Genomic DNA, 25,547 nt, shown 5'->3' with positions numbered 1-25,547 from the left:
GGCTGATACTCTTCGAAAATCTCTTCAAACTACGTCAGAGTCGCCTTGCCGTAGGTATATGATACTGACTTCGTCAGTTCTATCTGCAACCTCAAAACAGTGTTTTGAGCTGACTTCGTCAGTCTTATCTACAACCTCAAAGCAGTGCTTTGAGCAACCTGCGGCTAGTTTCCTAGTTTGCTCTTTGATTTTCATTGAGTATGAAATGAGAAGACACAAAAAGATTGTCACAAACCCCTATTTTTTTGATAGAATAGAAGTAGTAAAAAAGAAATGAGTTAGACATGTCAAAAGGATTTTTAGTCTCTCTTGAGGGACCAGAGGGAGCAGGAAAGACCAGTGTTTTAGAGGCTCTGCTCCCAATTTTAGAGGAAAAAGGGGTAGAGGTGCTGACAACTCGAGAACCTGGCGGAGTCTTGATTGGGGAGAAGATTCGTCAAGTGATTTTGGATCCAAGTCATACTCAGATGGATGCGAAGACAGAACTCCTTCTCTATATCGCCAGTCGCAGGCAGCATTTGGTAGAAAAAGTTCTTCCAGCCCTTGAAACTGGTAAGTTGGTCATTATGGACCGCTTCATTGATAGTTCCGTTGCTTATCAGGGATTTGGTCGCGGCTTGGATATTGATGCCATTGACTGGCTCAATCAGTTTGCGACAGATGGCCTTAAACCTGACTTGACCCTCTATTTTGACATCGAGGTGGAAGAAGGACTGGCTCGCATTGCTGCGAATAGCGATCGCGAGGTCAATCGTTTGGACTTGGAAGGTTTGGACTTGCATAAAAAAGTCCGTCAAGGTTACCTTTCTCTTTTGGATAAAGAAGGAAATCGCATTGTCAAGATTGATGCTAGTCTCCCTTTGGAGCAAGTTGTGGAAACTACCAAGGCTGTCTTGTTTGACAGAATGGGCTTGGCCAAATGAAACAGGATCAACTTAAGGATTGGCAACCAGCCCAGTTTGACCGATTTGTCCGTATCCTAGAACAAGACCAACTCAATCACGCCTATCTCTTTTCAGGTTTCTTTGGAAGTTTGGAAATGGCGCAATTTTTAGCAAAGAGCCTCTTTTGTACGGATAAGGTAGGCGTGTTGCCATGTGAGAAATGCCGAAATTGTAAATTGATTGAACAGGGAGAATTTCCCGATGTCACTTTGATTAAACCAGTCAATCAGGTCATCAAGACAGAGCGCATTCGAGAATTGGTGGGTCAGTTTTCCCAAGCAGGGATTGAAAGCCAGCAACAGGTCTTTATTATTGAGCAAGCTGAGAAAATGCATCCCAATGCAGCTAATTCTCTGCTCAAGGTCATCGAAGAACCCCAGAGTGAGGTTTATATTTTCTTCTTGACCAGCGATGAAGAAAAAATTTTACCGACAATACGCAGTCGAACCCAGATTTTCCACTTTAAAAAGCAAGAAGAAAAACTCATCTTGCTCTTAGAACAAATGGGACTGGTTAAGAAAAAGTCGATTCTTTTAGCTCAGTTTAGTCAATCGCGAGCTGAAGCAGAAAAGTTGGCAAATCAGGCAAGTTTTTGGATCTTGGTCGATGAAAGTGAACGCCTGCTGGCTTGGTTAGTGGCTAAGAAAAAAGAAAGTTATTTGCAAGTTGCCAAACTAGTTAGCTTGGCAGATGACAAGGAAAAACAAGATCAGGTTTTACGGATTCTTGAAGTTCTTTGTGGACAAGATATCCTACAAGCAAGAGTAAGAGTGCTTTTACAAGATTTGTTAGAAGCTAGAAAAATGTGGCAGACTAATGTCAGCTTTCAAAATGCCATGGAATATCTGGTCTTAAAAGAAATGTAAACTCAAAAATGAAGAATAAAGAAAGGAAAGGGCTGTTTTATGGACAAAAAAGAATTATTTGACGCGCTGGATGATTTTTCCCAACAGTTATTGGTAACCTTGGCCGATGTGGAAGCCATCAAGAAAAATCTCAAGAGCCTAGTAGAAGAAAATACAGCTCTTCGCTTGGAAAATAGTAAGTTACGCGAACGCTTGGGTGAGGTAGAAGCAGATGCTCCCGTCAAGGCTAAGCATGTACGAGAAAGTGTCCGTCGGATTTATAAAGACGGATTTCACGTATGTAATGATTTTTATGGACAACGTCGAGAGCAGGACGAAGAATGTATGTTCTGTGATGAGTTGTTATACAGGGAGTAGGCATGCAGATTCAAAAAAGTTTTAAGGGGCAGTCTCCCTATGGCAAACTTTACCTAGTGGCAACGCCGATTGGTAATTTAGATGATATGACCTTTCGAGCTATCCAGACTTTGAAAGAAGTGGACTGGATTGCGGCTGAGGACACGCGTAATACAGGGCTTCTGCTCAAGCATTTTGATATTTCCACCAAGCAGATCAGTTTTCATGAGCACAATGCCAAGGAAAAAATTCCTGACTTAATTGGACTCTTGAAAGCAGGGCAAAGTATTGCTCAGGTATCCGATGCAGGTCTGCCTAGCATCTCGGACCCTGGTCATGATTTGGTTAAGGCAGCCATTGAGGAAGATATTGCTGTTGTTACAGTTCCAGGAGCCTCTGCAGGGATTTCTGCCTTGATTGCCAGTGGTTTAGCGCCACAGCCACATATCTTTTATGGCTTTTTACCCAGAAAATCAGGCCAACAAAAGCAATTTTTCGACTCGAAAAAAGACTATCCAGAAACCCAGATTTTCTACGAATCGCCTCACCGTGTGGCAGATACGTTGGAAAATATGCTAGAAGTCTATGGTGACCGCTCGGTCGTCTTGGTCAGGGAATTGACCAAAATCTATGAAGAATACCAAAGAGGGAACATCTCTGAATTGCTGGAAAGCATCGCTGAAACTCCTCTCAAGGGAGAATGCCTACTCATTGTTGAAGGTGCTAGTCAGGATATTGAAGAAAAAGACGAGGAAGACTTGTTCTTGGAAATTCAAGCCCGAATTCAGCAAGGAATGAAGAAAAATCAAGCTATCAAGGAAGTGGCTAAGATTTACCAGTGGAATAAAAGCCAGCTCTATGCTGCCTACCACGACTGGGAAGAAAATGACTAAACAGGGAAGTTTGCCTTCTTCCCTTTTTTTGTTATACTAGTAAAAGAAAAAAATAGAAAGATTTGTGGGAGTGAAAAAGTCTGGGGGACTTTTTCAGCCTGAGCCTAGAAATTTGAAAGCTCGTAAGTCCGATTGGCTTTTTCAATGTGAATCTTGACTTCACACTCCCAAAGAGGTATTAGTGTCATGTCTCAATCTTATATCAATGTTATCGGTGCTGGTTTGGCAGGGTCAGAAGCAGCCTACCAAATCGCAGAGCGTGGTATTCCAGTTAAACTTTATGAAATGCGTGGTGTCAAGTCAACACCCCAGCACAAAACAGACAATTTTGCAGAGTTAGTTTGTTCCAATTCTCTTCGTGGTGATGCTCTGACAAATGCAGTGGGTCTCCTCAAGGAAGAAATGCGTCGCTTGGGTTCTGTTATCTTAGAATCTGCTGAGGCTACTCGTGTTCCTGCAGGTGGAGCGCTTGCGGTGGACCGCGATGGTTTCTCCAAAATGGTAACCGAAAAAGTAGCTAACCACCCCTTAATTGAAGTGGTTCGTGATGAAATTACAGAATTGCCGAAAGATGTTATTACAGTTGTGGCGACTGGTCCTTTGACCAGTGATGCCTTGGCTGAAAAGATTCATGCCCTTAACGACGGCGATGGTTTTTATTTCTATGATGCGGCAGCGCCTATTATAGACGTCAACACCATCGATATGAACAAGGTCTATCTCAAATCTCGTTATGACAAGGGAGAAGCGGCTTACCTCAATGCCCCTATGACCAAGCAAGAATTTATGGATTTCCATGAAGCCTTGGTCAATGCGGAAGAAGCACCGCTCAATTCCTTTGAAAAAGAAAAGTACTTTGAAGGCTGTATGCCGATTGAAGTCATGGCCAAACGTGGCATTAAAACCATGCTTTACGGTCCTATGAAGCCAGTTGGACTTGAGTATCCAGACGACTACACAGGCCCTCGTGATGGAGAATTTAAAACACCTTATGCGGTTGTGCAGCTTCGTCAGGATAATGCAGCAGGTAGTCTCTACAATATCGTTGGTTTCCAGACCCATCTCAAATGGGGAGAACAAAAGCGTGTCTTTCAAATGATTCCAGGTCTTGAAAATGCGGAGTTTGTTCGTTATGGTGTTATGCACCGCAATTCTTACATGGATTCACCAAATCTTCTTGAGCAGACATACCGTTCTAAGAAACAACCAAATCTCTTTTTTGCTGGTCAGATGACGGGTGTAGAAGGCTATGTTGAGTCCGCAGCGTCAGGCTTAGTTGCGGGAATTAACGCGGCTCGTCTTTTCAAGGGAGAAAGTGAGGCTATTTTCCCAGAGACAACAGCGATTGGAAGCTTAGCTCATTATATCACTCATGCGGACAGCAAACATTTCCAACCAATGAATGTCAATTTCGGTATTATCAAGGAGTTAGAAGGCGAGCGTATCCGTGATAAGAAGGCTCGTTATGAAAAAATTGCAGAGCGTGCCCTTGCCGACTTAGAGGAATTTTTGAATGTCTAATTTTTTTGAAAGAATTGCTCATGATACTATAAAAATCCTTGAAATTGTGATAGAATAGGTAGGATGAAAAAAGGAGAAAGAAAATGGTAGAACCTAAGTATAAACGTATCTTAATCAAGCTATCTGGTGAAGCCCTTGCTGGCGAACGTGGTGTCGGTATTGATATCAAAACCGTCCAAAGTATGGCCCAAGAAATCAAGGAAGTTCACGAGCTAGGAATTGAAATTGCCTTGGTTATCGGTGGTGGAAACCTTTGGCGTGGAGAACCTGCAGCAGAAGCTGGTATGGATCGTGTTCAAGCGGATTATACTGGAATGCTTGGGACAGTTATGAATGCTCTTGTGATGGCAGATTCATTGCAACAAGTTGGTGTCGACACTCGTGTACAAACAGCTATTGCCATGCAACAAGTAGCAGAGCCTTATATTCGTGGACGTGCCCTTCGCCACCTTGAAAAAGGTCGTATCGTTATCTTTGGTGCGGGAATTGGTTCACCTTACTTCTCTACAGATACAACAGCGGCTCTTCGTGCAGCTGAGATTGAAGCAGACGCTATTTTGATGGCTAAGAATGGTGTAGATGGTGTCTACAATGCAGATCCTAAGAAAGATAAAACTGCTGTGAAATTTGAAGAATTGACTCACCGTGATGTGATTAATAAAGGTCTCCGTATCATGGATTCGACAGCTTCAACCCTCTCAATGGATAATGACATTGACTTGGTTGTCTTTAATATGAATCAGCCTGGCAATATCAAACGTGTTGTATTTGGTGAAAATATCGGAACAACAGTATCAAACAATATCGAAGAAAAGGAATAAGAAAAATTATGGCTAACGCAATTGTAGAAAAAGCTAAAGAGAGAATGACTCAATCTCACCACTCACTTGCGCGTGAGTTTGGTGGTATCCGTGCAGGTCGTGCAAATGCAAGCTTGCTTGACCGTATCACTGTTGAATACTATGGTGTCGAAACACCTCTGAACCAAATCGCTTCAATTACGATTCCAGAAGCGCGTGTTTTGTTGGTCACACCATTTGACAAGTCTTCATTGAAAGACATCGAACGCGCCTTGAACGCTTCTGATCTTGGTATCACACCAGCTAACGACGGTTCTGTTATTCGTTTGGTTATCCCAGCTCTAACAGAAGAAACTCGTCGTGATCTTGCTAAAGAAGTGAAGAAGGTCGGTGAGAATGCGAAAGTGGCTGTTCGTAATATCCGTCGTGATGCTATGGATGAAGCCAAGAAACAAGAAAAAGCAAAAGAAATCACTGAAGACGAATTGAAGACTCTTGAAAAAGACATTCAAAAAGTAACAGATGATGCTGTCAAACACATCGACGACATGACTGCCAATAAAGAAAAAGAACTTTTGGAAGTCTAAAAATAAACAGAAAAACTCAGTTGGCATTGCTGGCTGAGTTTTATTCGAAAGAAGGAAATATGAATACAAATCTTGCAAGTTTTATCGTTGGACTCATCATCGATGAAAATGACCGTTTTTACTTTGTGCAAAAGGATGGTCAGACCTATGCTCTTGCCAAGGAAGAAGGTCAGCATACGGTAGGTGATACGGTCAAAGGTTTTGCCTATACAGATATGAAGCAAAAACTCCGCTTGACTACTCTAGAAGTGACTGCAACTCAGGACCAATTTGGTTGGGGAACTGTAACAGAGGTTCGTAAGGACTTGGGTGTCTTTGTGGATACAGGTCTTCCTGACAAGGAAATCGTGGTTTCGCTTGATATTCTCCCTGAACTTAAGGAACTCTGGCCTAAGAAGGGTGACCAACTCTACATCCGTCTTGAAGTGGACAAGAAAGACCGTATCTGGGGTCTCTTGGCTTATCAGGAAGATTTCCAACGTCTAGCTCGTCCTGCCTACAATAACATGCAAAATCAAAATTGGCCAGCAATTGTATACCGTCTCAAGCTGTCAGGAACTTTTGTTTACTTGCCAGAAAATAACATGCTTGGCTTTATCCATCCTAGCGAGCGCTATGCAGAGCCACGTTTGGGGCAAGTTTTAGATGCGCGTGTCATTGGTTTCCGCGAAGTGGACCGTACGTTGAACCTATCCCTCAAACCACGTTCTTTTGAGATGTTGGAAAATGATGCTCAGATGATTTTGACCTACTTGGAAAGCAATGGTGGTTTCATGGCCTTAAATGATAAGTCATCCCCAGACGATATCAAGGCAACTTTTGGCATTTCTAAAGGTCAGTTCAAGAAAGCCCTCGGTGGTTTGATGAAGGCTGGTAAAATCAAGCAAGACCAGTTTGGGACAGAGTTGATATAGGGTGGCATATGAGAAAATCATTTTACACTTGGCTCATGACTGAGCGCAATCCTAAAAGTAACAGTCCCAAGGCCATCTTGGCAGACCTCGCTTTTGAAGAATCAGCCTTTCCAAAACACACAGATGATTTTGATGAGGTGAGTCGCTTTTTGGAGGAACATGCCAGTTTCTCTTTCAACCTAGGAGACTTTGACGCTATCTGGCAAGAATACTTAGAACACTAGCATTTATTCACTGGGTTTGGGCTAGTAATTTCTCCATCCCTTTGCTATAATAAAAAGAAATAAAAGGATTAGAGAGGTTCTTTATTTGAAGGAACATTCAATTGACATTCAACTGAGTCATCCAGATGACCTGTTTCATCTTTTTGGTTCCAATGAACGCCATCTTCGTTTGATGGAAGAAGAGCTTGATGTGGTGATTCATGCCCGTACGGAGATTGTACAGGTTTTGGGCGAAGAGACTGCCTGTGAGGAAGCTCGTCAGGTTATTCAGGCTTTGATGGTCTTGGTCAATCGTGGGATGACCGTTGGTACGCCAGATGTGGTGACGGCTATTAGCATGGTCAAAAACGATGAAATTGATAAGTTTGTCGCCCTTTACGAAGAAGAAATCATCAAGGATAATACAGGGAAGCCTATCCGTGTTAAAACCTTAGGTCAAAAGCTTTATGTGGATAGTGTCAAACAGCATGATGTGACTTTTGGGATTGGACCTGCAGGGACAGGGAAGACATTTCTCGCTGTGACCTTAGCTGTGACGGCTCTTAAACGTGGTCAGGTCAAGCGGATTATTCTAACTCGTCCAGCAGTTGAGGCAGGAGAGAGTCTTGGATTTCTTCCGGGTGATCTTAAAGAGAAGGTGGATCCTTACCTTCGACCTGTTTACGATGCCTTGTATCAGATTCTGGGGAAAGACCAAACAACTCGTCTCATGGAGCGTGAAATTATCGAGATTGCGCCCCTTGCCTACATGCGTGGACGGACTTTGGATGATGCCTTTGTCATTCTCGATGAGGCGCAAAATACGACCATCATGCAGATGAAGATGTTCTTAACGCGTTTAGGTTTTAATTCTAAGATGATTGTTAATGGAGATATCAGTCAGATTGATCTGCCACGTAATGTCAAGTCAGGCTTGATTGATGCCCAAGAAAAGCTCAAGAATATTCATCAGATTGACTTTGTTCACTTTTCAGCTAAGGATGTGGTTCGCCATCCAGTTGTCGCTCAGATTATTCGAGCTTATGAACCAGCTCCAGTTAAAAATGAAGAGAGTGAAGAAAACCAAGAAGAAACAGAATAGCAAAAAAGAGCAGGTCAGGTGGACTTGCTCTTTCTTTTATCTGATAATTAGATTTTTTATACTAGTTCATCAATTGGAGTATGTTTTATATCGAGGCCTTGGGCTACTGGAAGACTGGTTAAGTAACCTTGATAAGTTGTCACACCTTGACGCAAACCCTCATCTTCAGAGATTGCTTGTGCGAATCCTTTGCCAGCCAAAGCTTCGATATAAGGAAGAGTGACATTGGTTAGGGCGATGGTTGAAGTGCGAGCAACCGCACCTGGGATATTGGCAACGGCATAGTGGAGAACACCGTGTTTTTCATAAACTGGCTCATCGTGCGTTGTCACACGGTCAGCTGTTTCGATAACGCCGCCTTGGTCAACAGCAACGTCAACGATGACAGAACCAGGGCGCATTTGTTGAACCATTTCATCTGTCACTAATTTTGGTGCTTTGGCACCAGGAATCAATACTGCTCCGATCACCACATCTGCATCTCTCACACTTGCTTCGATGTTGAATGAATTGGACATAAGGGTTTGGATTTGATGGCCAAAGACCTCTTCGAGATCTGAGAGACGTTTAGCACTGATATCAAGGATGGTTACTTGGGCACCAAGTCCAAGGGCGATGCGGGCAGCATGGGTCCCTACGACACCACCACCGATGATAGTGACTTTTCCTTTTGGAACGCCTGGTACACCACCTAGTAAGACGCCAGAGCCACCAGCTTGCTTAGTGAGGAAATGAGCACCGATTTGGACCGCCATACGGCCTGCAACCTCACTCATAGGTACGAGGAGTGGTAACTGACCTTGATTATCACGGACAGTTTCATAGGCAATACCTGTTGTTTTTGCTGCTAGCATAGCATCTGCTAATTCTGGAGCAGCGGCCATGTGCAAGTAGGTGAAGAGAATCAGGTCTTCGCGTAAGTAGGCATATTCAGAAGCTAGTGGTTCTTTTACTTTCACGACTAACTCTGCAGCCCAGGCTTCACCAGCAGTAGCGACAATTTCAGCTCCTTGCTTTTGATAGTCAGCATCAGTAAAGCCAGAACCAAGACCAGCATTTGTTTCGATAAGAACGCGATGACCACGGCCGACTAAGCTATGGACACCCGCAGGTGTGAGAGCAACACGGTTTTCATTATTCTTAATTTCTTTTGGAATTCCGATTAACATAGAGAAAAACTCCCTTTCTATTGACAGGTTATAAATGATTTATCACATTTTCTATAAAAATAAGGTGATGATTTTATTCTATATGAAACCGCTTTAAAAATCAAGGAAAACTTGTTGTAACTTCTTTTTTATGCTAGACTGGTAGAAAATATTTTTAAATGGAGGAGAAGTATGGAATCACTCTTTTTAAAACTAGCTCAGTATCCAATAGTGGAGACAGAGCGTTTATTGCTTAGACCTGTAACTTTGGATGATGCAGAAGCAATGTTTGACTATGCATCGGACAGAGAAAATACGCGTTACACTTTTCCAACCAATCAAAGCTTGGAAGAAACCAAGAATAACATTGCGCAGTTCTACTTGGCCAATCCCTTGGGACGGTGGGGGATCGAACTAAAAAGCAACGGTCAGTTTATTGGAACCATTGACTTGCACAAGATTGATCCTGTTCTTAAGAAGGCAGCTATTGGTTACATTATCAATAAAAAGTATTGGAATCAAGGTTTGACGACAGAAGCCAATCGTGCCGTGATTGAGCTGGCTTTTGAGAAGATTGGAATGAACAAGTTGACCGCCCTTCACGATAAGGATAATCCCGCATCTGGCAAGGTCATGGAGAAATCAGGCATGTGTTTTTCCCATGCAGAACCATATGCTTGTATGGACCAGCATGAAGAAGGCCGATTGTTACAAGAGTTCATTATGTCTTGACTAAGGAAGACTATTTTGCAAATAAATAAGCAGTTGAGAAGAAATTTTCAACTGTTTTTTCTTCCTCTTACGAATAATCTAAGAGAGGAGAAAAATATGGAAGTAATTATCGAGAAAATCAAAGAGTATAAAATCATCGTCACCTGTACTGGTCTGGGCTTGCTTGTTGGCGGATTTTTCCTGCTAAAACCAGTTCCACAAACACCTGTCAAAGAAACAAATTTGCAGGCTGAAGTTGCAGCTGTTTCCAAGGATTCATCGACCGAAAAGGAAGTGAAGGAAGAACCGGTTGAACAAGATCTAATCACAGTAGATGTGAAAGGTGCTGTCAAATCGCCAGGAATTTATGATTTGCCTGTAGGTAGTCGGGTCAATGATGCTGTTCAGAAGGCTGGTGGTTTGACAGATCAAGCAGACAGCAAGTCACTCAATCTAGCTCAGAAAGTTAGTGATGAGGCTCTGCTTTACGTCCCAACTAAGGGCGAAGAAGCAGCTAGTCAACAGACTACTTTGGGGACAGCTTCTTCAACAAGCAAGGAAAAGAAGGTCAATCTCAACAAGGCTAGTCTGGAAGAGCTTAAACAGGTCAAAGGATTAGGTGGCAAACGTGCTCAGGACATTATCGACCATCGTGAAACAAATGGCAAATTCAAGTCGGTTGATGAACTTAAGAAGGTCTCTGGCATTGGTGCTAAAACGATAGAAAAGCTAAAAGACTATGTTACAGTGGATTAAGAATTTCCCCATTCCCCTAATTTACTTGAGTTTTCTGTTACTTTGGCTTTGTTACGCTATTTTCTCATCATCCTATCTTGCTTTGTTGGGCTTCGTTTTTCTGCTAATCTGTCTTTTTTTACAATTTCCTTGGAAATCTGCTAGCAAAGTTCTAATGATTTGCGGAATCTTTGCCTTCTGGTTTCTGTTTCAAAATTGGCAACAGAGTCGAGCGAGTCAAAATTTGGTGGATTCTGTTGAAAGGGTACGGATTCTGCCTGACACTATCAAGGTCAATGGTGATAGTCTGTCCTTTCGTGGTAAGTCTAGCAGTCGTACCTTCCAAGTTTACTATAAGCTTCAGTCCGAGAATGAAAAAGAAGCCTTTCAAGCCTTAACAGATCTTCATGAGATAGAGTTAGAAGGGAAGTTTTCGGAGCTAGAAGGGCAGAGAAATTTTGGTGGATTTGACTACCAAGCCTATCTGAAGACTCAGGGAATTTACCAGACTCTCAATATCAAAAAAATTCAGTCACTTCAAAAGGTTGGCAGTTGGGATATAGGTGAAAACCTGTCCAGTTTACGTCGAAAGGCTGTGGTTTGGATTAAGACGCACTTTCCAGATCCTATGCGAAATTACATGACAGGGCTTCTATTAGGAAATCTGGACACCGACTTTGAGGAGATGAATGAGCTTTATTCTAGTCTAGGAATTATCCACCTTTTTGCCTTGTCAGGCATGCAGGTAGGTTTTTTCATGGATGGATTTAAGAAACTTCTCTTGCGATTGGGTTTGACCCAAGAAAAGTTGAAATGGCTGACTTATCCCTTTTCCCTTATTTATGCAGGTCTGACAGGATTTTCAGCCTCGGTCATTCGCAGTCTTTTGCAAAAGTTACTGGCTCAACATGGTGTTAAGGGCTTAGATAATTTTGCCTTGACGGTGCTTGTCCTCTTTATCATCATGCCTAACTTTTTCTTGACAGCAGGAGGAGTCTTGTCCTGCGCTTATGCTTTTATCTTGACCATGACCAGCAAAGAAGGGGAGGGGCTTAAGGCTGTTGCTAGAGAAAGTCTAGTCATTTCCTTGGGAATATTGCCCATTTTATCTTTCTATTTTGCAGAATTTCAGCCATTGTCCATCCTCTTGACCTTTGTCTTTTCCTTTCTATTTGACTTGGTCTTCTTACCGCTCTTGTCCATCTTATTTGCACTTTCCTTTCTCTATCCAGTCATTCAGCTGAATTTTATTTTTGAGTGGTTGGAGGGGATTATTCGCTTGGTATCGCAGGTGACAAGTAGACCTCTGGTCTTTGGACAACCCAATGCATGGCTTTTAATCTTATTGTTAATTTCCTTGGCTTTGGTCTATGATTTGAGGAAAAACATTAAAAGGCTAGCAGTGTTGACCTTATTGATTACAGGGCTCTTTCTTCTGACCAAGCATCCACTGGAAAATGAAATTACCATGCTAGATGTTGGGCAAGGGGAAAGTATTTTTCTACGGGATGTAACTGGTAAGACTATTCTCATAGATGTCGGTGGCAAGGCAGAATCTGATAAGAAAATTGAAAAATGGCAAGAAAAGACGACGACCAGCAATGCCCAGCGAACCTTGATACCCTATCTTAAAAGTCGAGGTGTAGCCAAGATTGACCAGCTGATTTTAACAAATACAGACAAGGAGCATGTTGGAGATTTGTTGGAGGTGACCAAGGCTTTTCATGTAGGAGAGATTTTAGTGTCAAAAGGCAGTCTGAAACAGAAGGAATTTGTAGCAGAACTACAGGCAACTCAAACCAAGGTGCGCAGTGTGACAACAGGAGAGAACTTGCCAATTTTTGGAAGTCAGTTAGAAGTCCTATCTCCAAGGAAAATGGGAGATGGAGGTTATGATGATTCCCTGGTTCTGTATGGAAAATTTTTGGATAAGCACTTTCTCTTCACGGGAAATTTGGAGGAGAAAGGTGAGAAGGACTTGCTGAAGCATTATCCTGACCTAGAAGTGGATGTCTTGAAAGCTGGTCAACATGGTAATAAAAAATCATCAAGTTCAGCCTTTCTAGAAAAATTCAAACCAGAGATGACTCTCATCTCAGTTGGAAAGAACAATCGAACCAAACTCCCCCATCAAGAAACCCTGACCCGACTGGAAGCTATAAATAGCAAAGTATATCGAACTGACCAGCAAGGAGCTATACGCTTTAAAGGGTGGAATAGTTGGAAAATAGAAAGCGTTCGATGGGAAGGATAAATACTATATATTAGTAAAATAAACTAAAAATCTGTTGCATAATAATGATAAAAACGATATACTGAAAACGTATTCAACGTTAATGATATAAAACCATTAAAAATTAGTAAAAACCGTTTAATTAGTTAGTTTATGATCTATTGGTCTTTTTCAGTCTAGTGTATCTGCTGTGATAGTGACTAAAAGTTATAGGTATGATTGGAATACCTACTATAAGTCTAGTATGAATTGCCAGAGATATAACTATATTAATTCCCTGTTATGGTATCGTTATGACAGCTATTCAGAGTATAAAGTTGGTTCTGGTTTGAATTACAATCGTTATGAGGTACTAAACTACTACAGCGGAAGCTATTAATCCAAAAAGGAGGGCTAGATATGTTGCAACTTACTCATGTGACCTTAAAAACGCGACAAGTCATCTTACAAGATGTTGATTTTACATTTGAAAAGGGTAGAATTTATGGTATTCTTGCTATCAATGGTTCTGGAAAGACGACACTTTTCCGCGCTATTAGCAATTTAATTCCTATAAGTAGTGGAAATATCGCAGTCTCTCCTTCTTTGTTTTATTATGAGAGTATTGAATGGCTGGATGAAAACTTAAGTGGGATGGACTACCTTCGTCTTATCAAAAACATCTGGAAGTCAGGGCTGAACTTGGGGGATGAAATTGATTACTGGGAAATGTCGGACTATATCAGTCTTCCCATTCGCAAGTATTCCTTAGGCATGAAGCAACGCTTGGTGATTGCCATGTATTTCCTCAGTCAGGCCAAATGCTGGCTTATGGATGAGATTACAAATGGCTTAGATGAGTATTATCGACAGAAGTTTTTTGATAGGCTAGCACAAATCGATAGACAAGAACAACTGGTTCTTTTAAGTTCCCACTATAAGGAAGAGTTGGTTGATGTCTGTGATAGAGTAGTAACAATTCATCAGGGGCAGATAGAAGAGGTTTAGTTTATGAAAGATGTTGGTCTATTTTTATTAAAAAAAGTTTTCAAAAGTCGCTTAAACTGGATTATCTTAGCTTTATTTGTATCTGGACTCGGTGTTACCTTTTATTTAAATAGTCGGACTGCAAACTCACACAGCTTGGAGAGCGAGTTGGAAACCAGTCTTGTAAAAGATGAGAGAATCATCAATGAATATGAAGAGAAACTCTCCCAAATATCTGATACCAGCTCGGAGGAATACCAGATTGCTAAAAATAATTTAGACGGGCAAAAAAATCTTTCGACTCAAAAGACAGAAATTCTGACTTTATTAAAAGAAGGGCGATGGAAAGAAGCCTACTATTTGCAGTGGCAAGATGTAGAGAAGAATTATGAATTTGTATCAAATGACCCGAACTCTAACTCTGAATTAAAAATGGGGGTTGACCGCGAACGGAAGATTTACCAAGCCCTGTATCCCTTGAACATAAAAGCACATACTTTGGAGTTTCCGACCCACGGAATTGATCAGATTGTCTGGATTTTAGAGGCTATCATCCCAACCTTGTTTGTAGTTGCTATTATTTTTATGCTAACACAACTTTTTGCAGAAAGATATCAAAATCATCTGGACACAGCTCAGTTATATCCTTTTTCAAAAGTGACATTTGCCATGTCCTCTCTTGGAGTTGGGGTGAGCTATGTAACGGTGCTGTTTATTGGAATCTGTGGTTTTTCTTTCCTAGTGGGAAGCCTGATAAGTGGTTTTGGACAGTTAGATTATCCCTACCCGATATATAGCTTAACGAATCAAGAGATAACTATTGGAAAGATACAAGATGTATTATTTCCTGGCTTGTTATTAGCTTTCTTATCCTTTATCGTCATTGTGGAAGTCGTCTACTTGATTGCTTACTTTTTCAAGCAAAAAATGCCTGTCCTCTTTCTGTCACTTATTGGGATTGTTGGCTTATTGTTTGGTATCCAAACAATTCAGCCTCTTCAAAGGATTGCACATCTGATTCCCTTTACTTACTTGCGTTCAGTGGAGATTTTGTCTGGAAGATTACCTAAACAAATTGATAATGTCAATCTGAATTGGAGCATGGGGATGGTCTTACTTCCTTGCCTGATTATCCTTTTGTTAGTGGGGATTCTATTTATCGAAAGATGGGGAAGTTCACAGAAAAAAGAAGTTTTTAATAGATCCTAGCTTTCCTATAGGGAAAATAAGTAAAAACTAACATAGAGAGGGAATCACCTTGGTTCTCTCTTTTTGATGCGGAAACCAAGACAAAATACAAACACAAACTTTTCAAAAAAATAACTTTTTATCTTGACAAGGGCTAGAAAACTTGGTATTATATAAAAGTTGAGAAAAGCAGAAGTGAGAGCTTCTCGCCTTGTGACATTAAGTTGCCTGGCCCTACGGATGAAAAGTTTCTAAGAAACGCTATCATAACGTGCGGGCTTGTATATTTACGAGTCCGCTATTGTTTTTCTCTAATAAAACAAAAGAGGTGAAAACCATAGCAAAGCAAGACTTATTCATCAATGATGAGATTCGTGTACGTGAAGTTCGCTTGATTGGTCTTGAAGGAGAACAGCTAGGCATCAAGCCACTCAGTGAAGCGCAAGCTTTGGCTGATAACGCTAATGTTGACCTAGTATTGATTCAACCCCAAGCCAAACCGCCTGTTGCAAAAATTATGGACTACGGTAAGTTCAAATTTGAGTACCAGAAGAAGCAAAAAGAACAACGTAAAAAACAAAGTGTTGTTACTGTGAAAGAAGTTCGTCTAAGTCCAACGATTGACAAGGGTGACTTTGATACAAAACTTCGCAATGCACGTAAATTCCTTGAAAAAGGAAATAAAGTTAAGGTATCTATTCGCTTTAAGGGTCGTATGATTACCCATAAAGAGATTGGTGCAAAAGTTTTAGCCGAGTTTGCTGAAGCAACTCAAGATATTGCAATCATCGAACAACGTGCTAAAATGGATGGACGTCAAATGTTCATGCAATTGGCGCCAGCGACTGACAAAAAATAATTGTCAGAAAGTTAAATAAAGGAGAAAAAATCATGCCAAAACAAAAAACACACCGCGCATCAGCTAAACGTTTCAAACGTACAGGTTCTGGTGGACTTAAACGTTTCCGTGCTTACACTTCTCACCGTTTCCACGGAAAAACTAAGAAACAACGTCGTCATCTTCGTAAAGCATCTATGGTGCATTCAGGAGACTACAAACGTATCAAAGCAATGCTTACTCGCTTGAAATAATAGCTTGACTGTAAGTAAACAATTCTAGGAAATATTTGGAGGAAATAAAACATGGCACGTGTTAAAGGTGGCGTTGTATCACGCAAACGTCGTAAACGTATTCTTAAATTAGCAAAAGGTTACTATGGAGCTAAACACATCTTGTTCCGTACTGCAAAAGAACAAGTAATGAACTCTTACTACTATGCATACCGTGACCGTCGTCAGAAAAAACGTGACTTCCGCAAATTGTGGATCACTCGTATCAACGCGGCAGCTCGTATGAACGGACTTTCATACTCACAATTGATGCATGGTTTGAAATTGGCTGAGATCGAAGTTAACCGTAAAATGCTTGCTGACTTGGCTGTTAACGATGCAGCAGCTTTCACAGCTCTTGCAGATGCAGCTAAAGCAAAACTTGGTAAATAATAACAGATAGGACTGGAACAGGATTGTCCCAGTCTTTTTAAAAATAAAGGAGAAAAAAATGGCTTCAAAAATGCTACACACTTGCTTGCGAGTAGAAAATCTTGAAAAATCAATCGCATTTTATCAAGATGCTTTTGGTTTCAAAGAATTGCGTCGCAGAGATTTTCCAGACCATGCCTTCACAATTGTCTATCTAGGACTTGAGGGTGACGACTATGAGTTGGAGTTGACTTATAACTACGATCATGGTCCTTATGTGGTTGGAGATGGGTTTGCCCATATCGCCCTCAGTACACCTGATCTTGAAGCTCTTCATCAAGAGCACAGTGCCAAAGGCTATGAAGTGACTGAGCCAAATGGTCTACCAGGAACTGCACCTAACTATTACTTTGTCAAAGACCCTGATGGCTACAAGGTCGAAGTCATTCGTGAAAAATAATCTCGTGAAGTCAAGTAGAATGTTCGTTTTCTACTTGACTTTTTTTATCTGAAAGAGTATACTAGTAAAAATTTAACCTTTAAGGGGAGTCCAGAGAGACTCACAAGGTGTCAGATAAAAGAATAGTGCAATTTTCTAGAGGAGACTTTTTGAGTGTGCTCTCTTGTCTTGTACGATTTTAACTGAGGCCTTGCACTAGCAAGGTCTTTTCTTTGTCTGGTCCCCTTAAAATTTAAGGAGGAAAAGTCATGAATCCCACATGTAAGAAACGTTTGGGTGCAATTCGTTTAGAAACCATGAAGGTGGTAGCACAGGAGGAAATCGCACCAGCAATCTTTGAATTAGTCCTAGAAGGGGAGATGGTCGAAGCCATGCGAGCAGGTCAATTTCTTCATCTACGTGTACCTGATGATGCCCATCTCTTGCGTCGCCCTATTTCAATTTCGTCTATCGACAAGGTAAACAAGCAGTGCCATCTCATTTATCGGATTGAAGGGGCTGGGACAGCTATTTTCTCAACCTTAAGTCAGGGAGATACTCTTGATGTGATGGGTCCTCAGGGAAATGGTTTTGACTTGTCTGACCTAGATGAGAAGAGCCAGGTTCTCTTAGTTGGAGGGGGGATCGGTGTTCCACCCTTGCTTGAGGTGGCCAAGGAATTGTATGGACGTGGAGTGAAAGTAGTGACTGTCCTCGGTTTTGCCAACAAGGATGCTGTTATTTTAGAGACGGAATTGGCCCAATATGGTCAGGTCTTTGTAACGACAGATGATGGTTCTTATGGCATTAAGGGGAATGTTTCTGTTGCCATCAATGATTTAGATAGTCAGTTTGATGCTGTTTACTCATGTGGGGCGCCTGGAATGATGAAGTATATCAATCAAACCTTTTATGACCACCCAAGAGCCTATCTATCTCTGGAATCTCGTATGGCTTGTGGGATGGGGGCTTGCTATGCCTGCGTCCTAAAAGTGCCAGAAAGCGAGACGGTCAGCCAACGCGTCTGTGAAGATGGCCCTGTTTTCCGCACAGGAACAGTTGTATTATAAGGAGAAAATCATGACTACAAATCGTTTACAAGTTTCTCTACCTGGATTGGACTTAAAAAATCCGATCATTCCAGCATCAGGATGTTTTGGTTTTGGTCAAGAGTATGCCAAGTACTATGATTTAGACCTTTTAGGTTCTATTATGATCAAGGCGACAACCCTTGAACCACGCTTTGGAAATCCAACTCCAAGGGTGGCAGAGACGCCTGCTGGTATGCTCAATGCAATTGGCTTGCAAAATCCTGGTTTGGAAGTTGTTTTGGCCGAAAAGCTTCCTTGGCTGGAAAGAGAATATCCAAATCTTCCCATCATTGCCAATGTAGCTGGTTTTTCAAAACAAGAGTATGAAGCTGTTTCTCGAGGAATTTCAAAGGCAACTAATGTAAAGGCTATCGAGCTCAATATTTCTTGCCCCAACGTAGATCACTGTAATCATGGACTCTTGATTGGTCAAGATCCAGATTTAGCTTATGATGTGGTGAAAGCAGCTGTGGAAGCCTCTGATGTACCAGTTTATGTCAAACTAACTCCTAGTGTGACCGATATCGTTACTGTCGCAAAGGCAGCAGAGGATGCAGGAGCAAGTGGCTTAACTATGATTAATACTCTGGTTGGCATGCGCTTTGACCTAAAAACTAGAAAACCAATCTTGGCTAATGGAACAGGTGGGATGTCTGGTCCAGCAGTTTTTCCAGTAGCCCTCAAACTCATCCGTCAAGTAGCCCAAACAACAGACCTGTCTATCATTGGAATGGGAGGAGTGGATTCGGCTGAAGCTGCGCTAGAAATGTATCTGGCTGGGGCATCTGCCATCGGAGTTGGAACAGCCAACTTTACCAATCCCTATGCCTGTCCTGATATTATTGAAAATCTGCCAAAAGTCATGGACAAATACGGCATTAGCAGTCTAGAAAATCTACGAAAGGAAGTAAAAGAGTCTCTGATGTAAACTGTAATCAATCTGTTCTTGATTGTTTTCAGATTGTTAAGGAAGTATGTTAAAAATCCTGATTTCAAGTAAAATCAGGATTTTTTCATGGATGCGATTTTTTCTGGGTCTGGTGTGACACGGAGGGTCTTTTGTCCTGTATAGGTGACAAATCCTGGTTTTCCACCAGTTGGTTTGTTGAGTTTTTTGACCTCAATCATATCCACTTGAACCAGATTTGACAGGCGACCTTGAGAGAAGTAGGCGGCCAACTCTGCTGCGTCTGTCTTGACTTCATCAGATGGGTCAAGATTGCCTGAGATGACAACATGGCTTCCAGGAATGTCCTTGGCATGGAACCAAAGTTCTTCCTTGCGAGCCATTTTAAAGGTTAGTTCTTCATTTTGCAGGTTATTGCGTCCGACATAGATGATGGTTTTGCCATCACTAGCTAGATACTGTTCTGGTTTTTTACGTTTCTGGATTTTTTCTCGCTGTCTTCTGCGGATAAAACCTGTTTGGATCAATTCTTCACGGATTTCAGCGATTTCTTCTAGTCCAGCTTGGTTTAGGACGGTCTCCACACTTTCCAGATAGAGAATGGTTGCCTTGGTTTCTTCAATCAGATCAGTCAAGTATTTGACAGCTTCTTTTAGTTTCTGATAACGTTTAAAATAGCGTTGGGCATTCTGGTTGGGAGTCAAGGCCTTATCAAGCGCAATGGTGATAGGTTGGTTGGTGTAGTAGTTGTCTAGGATAACCTGGTCTTGGTCGTTAGGCACTTGATGGAGGAAGGTTGTCAGCAATTCTCCTTTTTGGCGAAATTCTTCAGCATTGTCTGTCGCTAGTAACTCTTTTTCTTGTTTTTTCAGCTTATGTCGGTTTTTCTGAAGTTCATTTTCAACACGGCGAATGAGTTCACTGGCTTGCTGTTTGACGCGGTCACGTTCAGCCTTATCATTATAGTAGGTGTCCAACAAATCAGAAAGACTGGCAAATGGCTCTCCCACTTGATTTGCAAAAGGAACTGGACTGAAGGAAGTCTCAGTCAAGCAAGGATTGGTTTCTTGATTGAAAAAGGTACGGAAAGTGGATAGTTTATCACTAACCAGAATGTTTTCCAATTCATTTGCCGTATCACGTCCCAGACCTTGAAAAAGGTTTTGAAGGTTTTTAGCTGTGGTTTCTTGTGTTTGTAGGATTTCAAAGAGTTTTTCATCCTTGATAGTAAAAGGATTGAGAGATTCCGTACTTGGTGGAGCGATGTAGGTCGATCCAGGAAGCAAGGTGCGGTAACTATTTTGTGAAAAACCGACGTGTTTAATGACTTCGAGGATTTTATGGCTACTTTTATCGACTAGTAGAATATTGCTGTGTTTACCCATGATTTCGATAATCAAGGTAGCCTGAATATGGTCTCCAATCTCGTTTTTATTGGAAACGGTGATTTCCACAATACGGTCATTTTCCACTTGCTCAATCGACTCAATCAGGGCACCCTGTAAATACTTTCTCAAAACCATAATAAAGGTAGAGGGTTGGGCTGGATTTTCAAAAGTCGTTTGGGTCAGCTGAATGCGTCCAAAAACTGGATGGGCAGAAAGGAGCAGGCGATGGCTTTGGCGATTGCTACGGATTTGCAAGACCAACTCTTGTTCAAAAGGTTGATTGATTTTCTGGATGCGACCGTTCACTAACTCTCTTCGTAATTCCTCAACCATGTGGTGTAAAAAAAATCCGTCAAATGACATAGTTCTCTCCTTGTGATTGTATTCCATAGTATTATATCAAAAAGGTAGAATAAAATCATGGAAATGTGGTATAATAAAGCCAAGTAAAGAGAAACGAGAAGCACATGTATATTGAAATGGTAGATGAAACTGGTCAAGTTTCAAAAGAAATGTTGCAACAAACCCAAGAAATTTTGGAATTTGCAGCCCAAAAATTGGGAAAAGAAGACAAGGAGATGGCAGTTACCTTTGTGACCAATGAGCGTAGTCATGAACTCAATCTGGAGTACCGTGACACAGACCGTCCGACAGATGTCATCAGCCTTGAGTATAAACCAGAATTGGAAATTGCCTTTGACGAAGAGGATTTACTTGAAAATCCTGAATTGGCAGAGATGATGTCTGAGTTTGATGCCTATATTGGGGAACTTTTCATCTCTATCGATAAGGCTCATGAGCAGGCTGAGGAATACGGTCACAGCTTTGAGCGTGAGATGGGCTTCTTGGCAGTACACGGCTTTTTACATATCAACGGCTATGATCACTACACTCCGGAAGAAGAAGCGGAGATGTTCGGTTTACAAGAAGAAATTTTGACAGCCTATGGACTCACAAGACAATAAAAGAAAATGGAAAAATCGTGACCTGATATCCAGTTTAGAATTTGCCTTCACAGGGATTTTTACTGCTATTAAAGAAGAACGCAATATGCGAAAACATGCAGTGACGGCTCTAGTAGTCATCCTTGCAGGTTTTGTTTTTCAGGTGTCACGAATCGAATGGCTCTTTCTCCTATTAAGCATTTTCTTGGTAGTAGCCTTTGAAATTATTAACTCTGCTATCGAAAATGTGGTGGATTTGGCCAGTCACTATCACTTTTCCATGCTGGCTAAAAATGCCAAGGATATGGCAGCTGGCGCGGTACTAGTGGCCTCTCTTTTCGCAGCCTTAACAGGCGCATTGATTTTTCTCCCACGAATCTGGGATCTAATATTTTAAAAAGATAAGAGGAAATTATGACATTTAAATCAGGCTTTGTAGCCATTTTAGGACGTCCCAATGTTGGGAAGTCAACCTTTTTGAATCACGTTATGGGGCAAAAGATTGCCATTATGAGTGATAAGGCGCAGACAACGCGCAATAAAATCATGGGAATTTATACAACCGATAAGGAGCAGATTGTCTTTATCGACACTCCAGGGATTCACAAGCCTAAGACAGCTCTTGGAGATTTCATGGTTGAGTCTGCCTACAGCACCCTTCGTGAAGTGGATACTGTACTCTTCATGGTGCCTGCTGATGAAGCGCGTGGTAAGGGAGATGACATGATTATTGAGCGTCTCAAGGCGGCCAAGGTCCCTGTGATTCTGGTGGTGAATAAGATCGATAAGGTTCACCCGGACCAACTTTTATCTCAGATTGATGATTTTCGTAATCAAATGGACTTTAAGGAGATTGTACCCATCTCAGCCCTTCAGGGGAATAATGTCTCTCGTTTAGTCGATATTCTCAGTGAAAACCTTGAGGAAGGTTTCCAGTATTTCCCATCAGATCAAATCACAGACCACCCAGAGCGATTCTTGGTATCCGAAATGATTCGTGAGAAAGTATTGCACCTAACTCGTGAAGAGATCCCTCACTCAGTTGCAGTAGTGGTAGATTCGATGAAGCGAGATGAGGAAACTGATAAAGTTCATATTCGAGCAACTATCATGGTCGAGCGCGATAGTCAGAAAGGGATTGTCATCGGTAAAGGTGGCGCCATGCTCAAGAAAATTGGGACCATGGCCCGTCGTGATATCGAGCTCATGCTAGGGGACAAGGTCTTTCTAGAAACTTGGGTCAAGGTTAAGAAAAACTGGCGAGATAAAAAGCTAGACTTGGCTGACTTTGGCTATAACGAAAAAGAATACTAAGAAGAGGTGGGCAGTAGCCTGCTTCTTGTTTTTGGAGAGAGAGGAGCTATGCCTGAATTACCTGAGGTTGAAACGGTTCGTCGTGGCTTAGAAAAATTGATTCTGGGTAAGAAGATTTCGAGTATAGAAATTCGTTATCCCAAGATGATTAAAACGAACTTGGACGAGTTTCAAAAGGAAGTGCCTGGTCAGATTGTTGAGTCAATGGGACGTCGTGGTAAATATTTACTTTTCTACCTGACAGACAAGGTCTTGATTTCTCATTTGCGGATGGAGGGAAAGTATTTTTACTATCCGAACCAGGTTCCTGAACGCAAGCATGCCCATGTTTTTTTCCAGTTTGAGGATGGAGGAACGCTTGTTTATGAGGATGTCCGAAAGTTTGGAACTATGGAGTTGCTTGCTCCTGAACTTTTAGAAGCTTACTTTCTATCTAAAAAGTTGGGTCCAGAACCTAAAGAACAGGACTTTGACTTAGAAATTTTTATAGATTCCTTGAAGAAATCTAAGAAACCTATCAAAACGCATCTTCTCGACCAGACATTGGTAGCTGGACTTGGCAATATCTATGTGGATGAGGTTCTCTGGCGAGCTCAGGTTCATCCGGCTAGACCTTCACAGACTTTGACAACAGAAGAAGCGACTGCCATTCATGACCAGACTATTGCTGTTTTGGGTCAGGCTGTTGAAAAAGGTGGCTCAACCATTCGGACTTATACCAATGCCTTTGGGGAAGATGGAACCATGCAGGACTTTCATCAAGTTTATGACAAGGCAGGTCAAGCTTGTTCGCGTTGTGGCACTGTGATTGAAAAAATCCAACTAGGCGGACGTGGAACTCACTTTTGTCCTCAGTGCCAAAGGAGGGGCTGATGGGAAAAATCATCGGAATCACTGGGGGAATTGCCTCTGGTAAGTCAACCGTGACAAATTTTCTAAGAAAGCAAGGCTTTCAAGTAGTGGATGCCGACGCAGTCGTCCACCAACTACAAAAACCTGCTGGTCGTCTGTTCCAGGCTCTAGTCCAGCACTTTGGGCAAGAAATCATCCTTGAAAATGGAGAACTCAATCGCCCTCTCCTAGCTAGTCTCATCTTTTCAAATCTTGAAGAGCAAGAATGGTCGAAGCAAATCCAAGGGGAGATTATCCGTGAGGAACTGGCTACTTTGAGAGATAAGTTATCTCAGACTGAGGGCCTATTTTTCATGGATATTCCTCTACTTTTTGAGCAGGACTATATCTCTTGGTTTGATGAGATCTGGTTGGTCTATGTGGATCGAGATATCCAAGTAGAACGCTTAATGAAAAGGGATCAGCTATCCAAGGATGGAGCCGAATCTCGTCTGGCCTCTCAGTGGCCCTTAGAAGAAAAGAAAAAATTGGCTAGTTATGTTCTAGACAACAATGGAAATCAGGACAAGCTTCTAACTCAAGTGCTTTCTCTACTTGACGGAGGTAAGCAAGATGACAGAGATTAACTGGAAAGATAATCTGCGCATTGCTTGGTTTGGTAATTTTCTGACAGGAGCCAGTATTTCCTTGGTTGTGCCTTTTATGCCTATTTTTGTGGAAAATCTGGGTGTAGGGAGTGATCAAGCTGCTTTTTATGCAGGTTTAGCTATTTCTGTCTCTGCCATTTCTGCGGCACTTTTCTCTCCTATCTGGGGCATCCTTGCTGACAAATACGGTCGAAAACCCATGATGATTCGGGCTGGGATGGCCATGACCATTACTATGGGAGGCTTGGCCTTTGTGCCAAATATCTATTGGTTAATCTTTCTTCGTTTACTGAATGGTGTATTTGCGGGTTTTGTTCCCAATGCAACGGCCTTGATAGCCAGTCAGGTTCCAAAGGAGAAATCAGGAACTGCCTTAGGTACTTTGTCTACAGGCGTAGTTGCAGGTACTCTAACTGGTCCCTTTATCGGGGGATTTATTGCAGAATTATTTGGCATTCGTACTGTTTTCTTACTAGTTGGTAGTTTTCTATTCTTAGCTGCTGTTTTAACTATTTGCTTTATCAAGGAAGATTTTCAACCAGTAGCCAAGGAAAAGGCCATCCCAACAAAGGAATTATTTACATCAGTTAAATATCCCTATCTCTTGGTCAACCTCTTTCTGACCAGTTTTGTCATCCAATTTTCAGCCCAATCAATCGGCCCTATCTTAGCTCTTTATGTACGCGACTTAGGCCAGACAGAGAATCTTCTTTTTGTCTCTGGTTTGATTGTGTCCAGTATGGGCTTTTCCAGTATGATGAGTGCAGGAGTTATGGGAAAGCTAGGTGACAAGGTGGGCAACCATCGCCTCTTGGTTGTCGCCCAGTTTTATTCAGTCATCATCTATCTCCTCTGTGCCAATGCCTCTAGCCCCCTTCAACTAGGACTTTATCGTTTCCTCTTTGGACTGGGAACCGGTGCCTTGATTCCCGGGGTTAATGCCCTACTCAGCAAAATGACTCCCAAAGCCGGCATTTCGAGGGTCTTTGCCTTCAATCAGGTATTCTTTTATCTGGGAGGCGTCGTTGGTCCCATGGCAGGTTCTGCAGTAGCAGGTCAATTTGGCTACCATGCAGTATTTTATGCGACAAGCCTTTGTGTTGCCTTTAGTTGTCTCTTTAACCTTCTTCAATTTCGAACATTATTAAAAGTAAAGGAAATCTAGTGCGAGTAAAAATTAATCTCAAATGCTCCTCTTGTGGCAGTATCAATTACCTAACCAGTAAAAACTCAAAAACCCATCCAGACAAGATTGAGGTTTTAAAGTATTGTCCCAAGGAAAGAAAAGTAACCCTACATCTTGAATCTAAGTAGATTTTATGGTAAAATAATAGGG

At 41.8% G+C, this 25,547-nt stretch carries 31 protein-coding genes, 1 pseudogene and 1 other annotated feature; of the genes and pseudogenes, 29 read left to right on the top strand and 3 right to left on the bottom strand.

The genetic code is table 11. The features are described from left to right. Nucleotides 1–24: 24 nt before the first annotated feature. Entirely contained in the window at nt 25–195 is a 171-nt protein-coding gene (locus tag M1F37_RS01395) for a hypothetical protein (protein ID WP_247934420.1), read from the bottom strand. A gap of 89 nt (nt 196–284) precedes the next feature. Here M1F37_RS01395 and tmk point away from each other — a divergent pair, with 89 nt between their 5' ends. From tmk to M1F37_RS01345, 10 genes are all read left to right on the top strand, one after another. Further along, nucleotides 285–923, top strand: coding sequence for a dTMP kinase (gene tmk, locus M1F37_RS01390; RefSeq protein ID WP_247934419.1), 639 nt, complete (start codon nt 285–287; stop codon nt 921–923). Next, nucleotides 920–1,810: a DNA polymerase III subunit delta' gene (locus M1F37_RS01385; protein ID WP_247934418.1), complete on the top strand. Its 891-nt coding sequence runs from the start codon at nt 920–922 to the stop codon at nt 1,808–1,810. The genes tmk and M1F37_RS01385 overlap by 4 nt, the downstream gene beginning before the upstream one ends. Nucleotides 1,811–1,849: 39 nt before the next feature. Next, a complete protein-coding gene (gene yabA / locus M1F37_RS01380; protein ID WP_000358227.1) occupies nt 1,850–2,167 on the top strand; it encodes a DNA replication initiation control protein YabA in 318 nt (105 codons plus the stop codon). Nucleotides 2,168–2,169: 2 nt separating this feature from the next. After that, nucleotides 2,170–3,039, top strand: coding sequence for a 16S rRNA (cytidine(1402)-2'-O)-methyltransferase (gene rsmI, locus M1F37_RS01375; RefSeq protein ID WP_247934417.1), 870 nt, complete (start codon nt 2,170–2,172; stop codon nt 3,037–3,039). Nucleotides 3,040–3,225: 186 nt separating this feature from the next. Then, nucleotides 3,226–4,560 carry a methylenetetrahydrofolate--tRNA-(uracil(54)-C(5))-methyltransferase (FADH(2)-oxidizing) TrmFO gene (trmFO, locus tag M1F37_RS01370; protein ID WP_247934416.1) on the top strand — a complete coding sequence of 445 codons (1,335 nt, stop codon included), beginning with the start codon at nt 3,226–3,228 and terminating at the stop codon, nt 4,558–4,560. An 83-nt stretch (nt 4,561–4,643) separates the two neighbouring features. Then, nucleotides 4,644–5,381, top strand: coding sequence for a UMP kinase (pyrH, locus tag M1F37_RS01365; protein WP_006145718.1), 738 nt, complete (start codon nt 4,644–4,646; stop codon nt 5,379–5,381). An 8-nt stretch (nt 5,382–5,389) separates the two neighbouring features. Next, nucleotides 5,390–5,947 carry a ribosome recycling factor gene (gene frr, locus M1F37_RS01360; RefSeq protein WP_247934415.1) on the top strand — a complete coding sequence of 186 codons (558 nt, stop codon included), beginning with the start codon at nt 5,390–5,392 and terminating at the stop codon, nt 5,945–5,947. 59 nt (nt 5,948–6,006) lie between these two features. Beyond that, entirely contained in the window at nt 6,007–6,861 is an 855-nt protein-coding gene (gene cvfB / locus M1F37_RS01355; RefSeq protein WP_247934414.1) for a S1 RNA-binding domain-containing protein, read from the top strand. Between the two features lie 8 nt (nt 6,862–6,869). Continuing rightward, nucleotides 6,870–7,085: a YozE family protein gene (locus tag M1F37_RS01350; RefSeq protein WP_001232084.1), complete on the top strand. Its 216-nt coding sequence runs from the start codon at nt 6,870–6,872 to the stop codon at nt 7,083–7,085. 85 nt (nt 7,086–7,170) lie between these two features. Next, a complete protein-coding gene (locus M1F37_RS01345; protein ID WP_247934413.1) occupies nt 7,171–8,166 on the top strand; it encodes a PhoH family protein in 996 nt (331 codons plus the stop codon). 56 nt (nt 8,167–8,222) lie between these two features. Here the strand turns inward: M1F37_RS01345 and ald are convergent, their stop codons facing one another. Beyond that, nucleotides 8,223–9,335 carry an alanine dehydrogenase gene (gene ald, locus M1F37_RS01340; protein WP_247934412.1) on the bottom strand — a complete coding sequence of 371 codons (1,113 nt, stop codon included), beginning with the start codon at nt 9,333–9,335 and terminating at the stop codon, nt 8,223–8,225. A 171-nt stretch (nt 9,336–9,506) separates the two neighbouring features. Between ald and M1F37_RS01335 the strand changes: the two are divergent. The 12 genes and pseudogenes from M1F37_RS01335 to M1F37_RS01285 all read left to right on the top strand — a co-directional run bounded on the left by M1F37_RS01335 (nt 9,507) and on the right by M1F37_RS01285 (nt 19,087). After that, nucleotides 9,507–10,075, top strand: a pseudogene (locus M1F37_RS01335) (GNAT family N-acetyltransferase). A gap of 67 nt (nt 10,076–10,142) precedes the next feature. Next, the gene (locus tag M1F37_RS01330) at nt 10,143–10,781 is read left to right on the top strand and encodes a helix-hairpin-helix domain-containing protein (protein ID WP_247934411.1); all 639 of its coding nucleotides are present in this window, start codon (nt 10,143–10,145) and stop codon (nt 10,779–10,781) included. Beyond that, complete coding sequence (locus tag M1F37_RS01325) at nt 10,765–13,014, top strand: DNA internalization-related competence protein ComEC/Rec2 (protein ID WP_247934410.1); 2,250 nt, start codon at nt 10,765–10,767, stop codon at nt 13,012–13,014. Before M1F37_RS01330 ends, M1F37_RS01325 begins: the two co-directional genes overlap by 17 nt. 169 nt (nt 13,015–13,183) lie before the next feature. Further along, entirely contained in the window at nt 13,184–13,372 is a 189-nt protein-coding gene (locus M1F37_RS10055) for a hypothetical protein (RefSeq protein ID WP_061087823.1), read from the top strand. A gap of 20 nt (nt 13,373–13,392) precedes the next feature. Further along, nucleotides 13,393–13,980 (top strand): ABC transporter ATP-binding protein, encoded by a 588-nt coding sequence (locus M1F37_RS01320; protein ID WP_247934409.1) that lies wholly within the window; start codon nt 13,393–13,395, stop codon nt 13,978–13,980. Between the two features lie 3 nt (nt 13,981–13,983). Next, a complete protein-coding gene (locus tag M1F37_RS01315) occupies nt 13,984–15,168 on the top strand; it encodes a hypothetical protein (protein ID WP_247934408.1) in 1,185 nt (394 codons plus the stop codon). 160 nt (nt 15,169–15,328) lie between these two features. Beyond that, nucleotides 15,329–15,460, top strand: a sequence feature (ribosomal protein L20 leader region). Nucleotides 15,461–15,475: 15 nt separating this feature from the next. Further along, entirely contained in the window at nt 15,476–16,006 is a 531-nt protein-coding gene (gene infC / locus M1F37_RS01310; protein ID WP_000848180.1) for a translation initiation factor IF-3, read from the top strand. 32 nt (nt 16,007–16,038) lie between these two features. Beyond that, complete coding sequence (gene rpmI, locus M1F37_RS01305) at nt 16,039–16,239, top strand: 50S ribosomal protein L35 (protein ID WP_001125943.1); 201 nt, start codon at nt 16,039–16,041, stop codon at nt 16,237–16,239. Between the two features lie 51 nt (nt 16,240–16,290). Continuing rightward, nucleotides 16,291–16,650 (top strand): 50S ribosomal protein L20, encoded by a 360-nt coding sequence (rplT, locus tag M1F37_RS01300; protein WP_000124834.1) that lies wholly within the window; start codon nt 16,291–16,293, stop codon nt 16,648–16,650. Between the two features lie 58 nt (nt 16,651–16,708). Continuing rightward, nucleotides 16,709–17,089 (top strand): VOC family protein, encoded by a 381-nt coding sequence (locus tag M1F37_RS01295; protein ID WP_000157153.1) that lies wholly within the window; start codon nt 16,709–16,711, stop codon nt 17,087–17,089. A 248-nt stretch (nt 17,090–17,337) separates the two neighbouring features. Next, nucleotides 17,338–18,138, top strand: coding sequence for a dihydroorotate dehydrogenase electron transfer subunit (locus M1F37_RS01290; RefSeq protein WP_001070086.1), 801 nt, complete (start codon nt 17,338–17,340; stop codon nt 18,136–18,138). Further along, nucleotides 18,101–19,087, top strand: a complete 987-nt coding sequence (locus M1F37_RS01285; protein WP_247934407.1) for a dihydroorotate dehydrogenase — start codon at nt 18,101–18,103, stop codon at nt 19,085–19,087. The genes M1F37_RS01290 and M1F37_RS01285 overlap by 38 nt, the downstream gene beginning before the upstream one ends. A gap of 74 nt (nt 19,088–19,161) precedes the next feature. Here the strand turns inward: M1F37_RS01285 and pavA are convergent, their stop codons facing one another. Further along, nucleotides 19,162–20,817 carry an Rqc2 family fibronectin-binding protein PavA gene (gene pavA, locus M1F37_RS01280; RefSeq protein WP_247934406.1) on the bottom strand — a complete coding sequence of 552 codons (1,656 nt, stop codon included), beginning with the start codon at nt 20,815–20,817 and terminating at the stop codon, nt 19,162–19,164. Between the two features lie 104 nt (nt 20,818–20,921). On the opposite strand from pavA, the gene ybeY reads away from it, so the two are divergent. The 7 genes from ybeY to rpmG are packed head-to-tail and all read left to right on the top strand — an operon-like array spanning nt 20,922 to nt 25,525. Then, nucleotides 20,922–21,419 (top strand): rRNA maturation RNase YbeY, encoded by a 498-nt coding sequence (gene ybeY / locus M1F37_RS01275; RefSeq protein ID WP_000275156.1) that lies wholly within the window; start codon nt 20,922–20,924, stop codon nt 21,417–21,419. Continuing rightward, the gene (locus tag M1F37_RS01270; RefSeq protein ID WP_247934405.1) at nt 21,400–21,795 is read left to right on the top strand and encodes a diacylglycerol kinase family protein; all 396 of its coding nucleotides are present in this window, start codon (nt 21,400–21,402) and stop codon (nt 21,793–21,795) included. Before ybeY ends, M1F37_RS01270 begins: the two co-directional genes overlap by 20 nt. Before the next feature lie 17 nt (nt 21,796–21,812). After that, a complete protein-coding gene (era, locus tag M1F37_RS01265; RefSeq protein WP_247934404.1) occupies nt 21,813–22,712 on the top strand; it encodes a GTPase Era in 900 nt (299 codons plus the stop codon). A 48-nt stretch (nt 22,713–22,760) separates the two neighbouring features. Next, nucleotides 22,761–23,585, top strand: a complete 825-nt coding sequence (gene mutM / locus M1F37_RS01260; RefSeq protein WP_247934403.1) for a DNA-formamidopyrimidine glycosylase — start codon at nt 22,761–22,763, stop codon at nt 23,583–23,585. After that, complete coding sequence (coaE, locus tag M1F37_RS01255; RefSeq protein WP_247934402.1) at nt 23,585–24,190, top strand: dephospho-CoA kinase; 606 nt, start codon at nt 23,585–23,587, stop codon at nt 24,188–24,190. The genes mutM and coaE overlap by 1 nt, the downstream gene beginning before the upstream one ends. Beyond that, complete coding sequence (locus M1F37_RS01250) at nt 24,177–25,376, top strand: multidrug efflux MFS transporter (protein WP_247934401.1); 1,200 nt, start codon at nt 24,177–24,179, stop codon at nt 25,374–25,376. The genes coaE and M1F37_RS01250 overlap by 14 nt, the downstream gene beginning before the upstream one ends. After that, on the top strand, nt 25,376–25,525 hold the full coding sequence (rpmG, locus tag M1F37_RS01245; RefSeq protein ID WP_001809104.1) for a 50S ribosomal protein L33: 150 nt from the start codon (nt 25,376–25,378) through the stop codon (nt 25,523–25,525). Before M1F37_RS01250 ends, rpmG begins: the two co-directional genes overlap by 1 nt. Nucleotides 25,526–25,547: the final 22 nt, after the last annotated feature.

It is taken from the genome of Streptococcus mitis (assembly GCF_023109105.1).
GTDB classification, from domain to species: Bacteria; Bacillota; Bacilli; order Lactobacillales; family Streptococcaceae; genus Streptococcus; species Streptococcus mitis_BW.
This window is presented reverse-complemented; position numbering and strand designations above follow the sequence as displayed.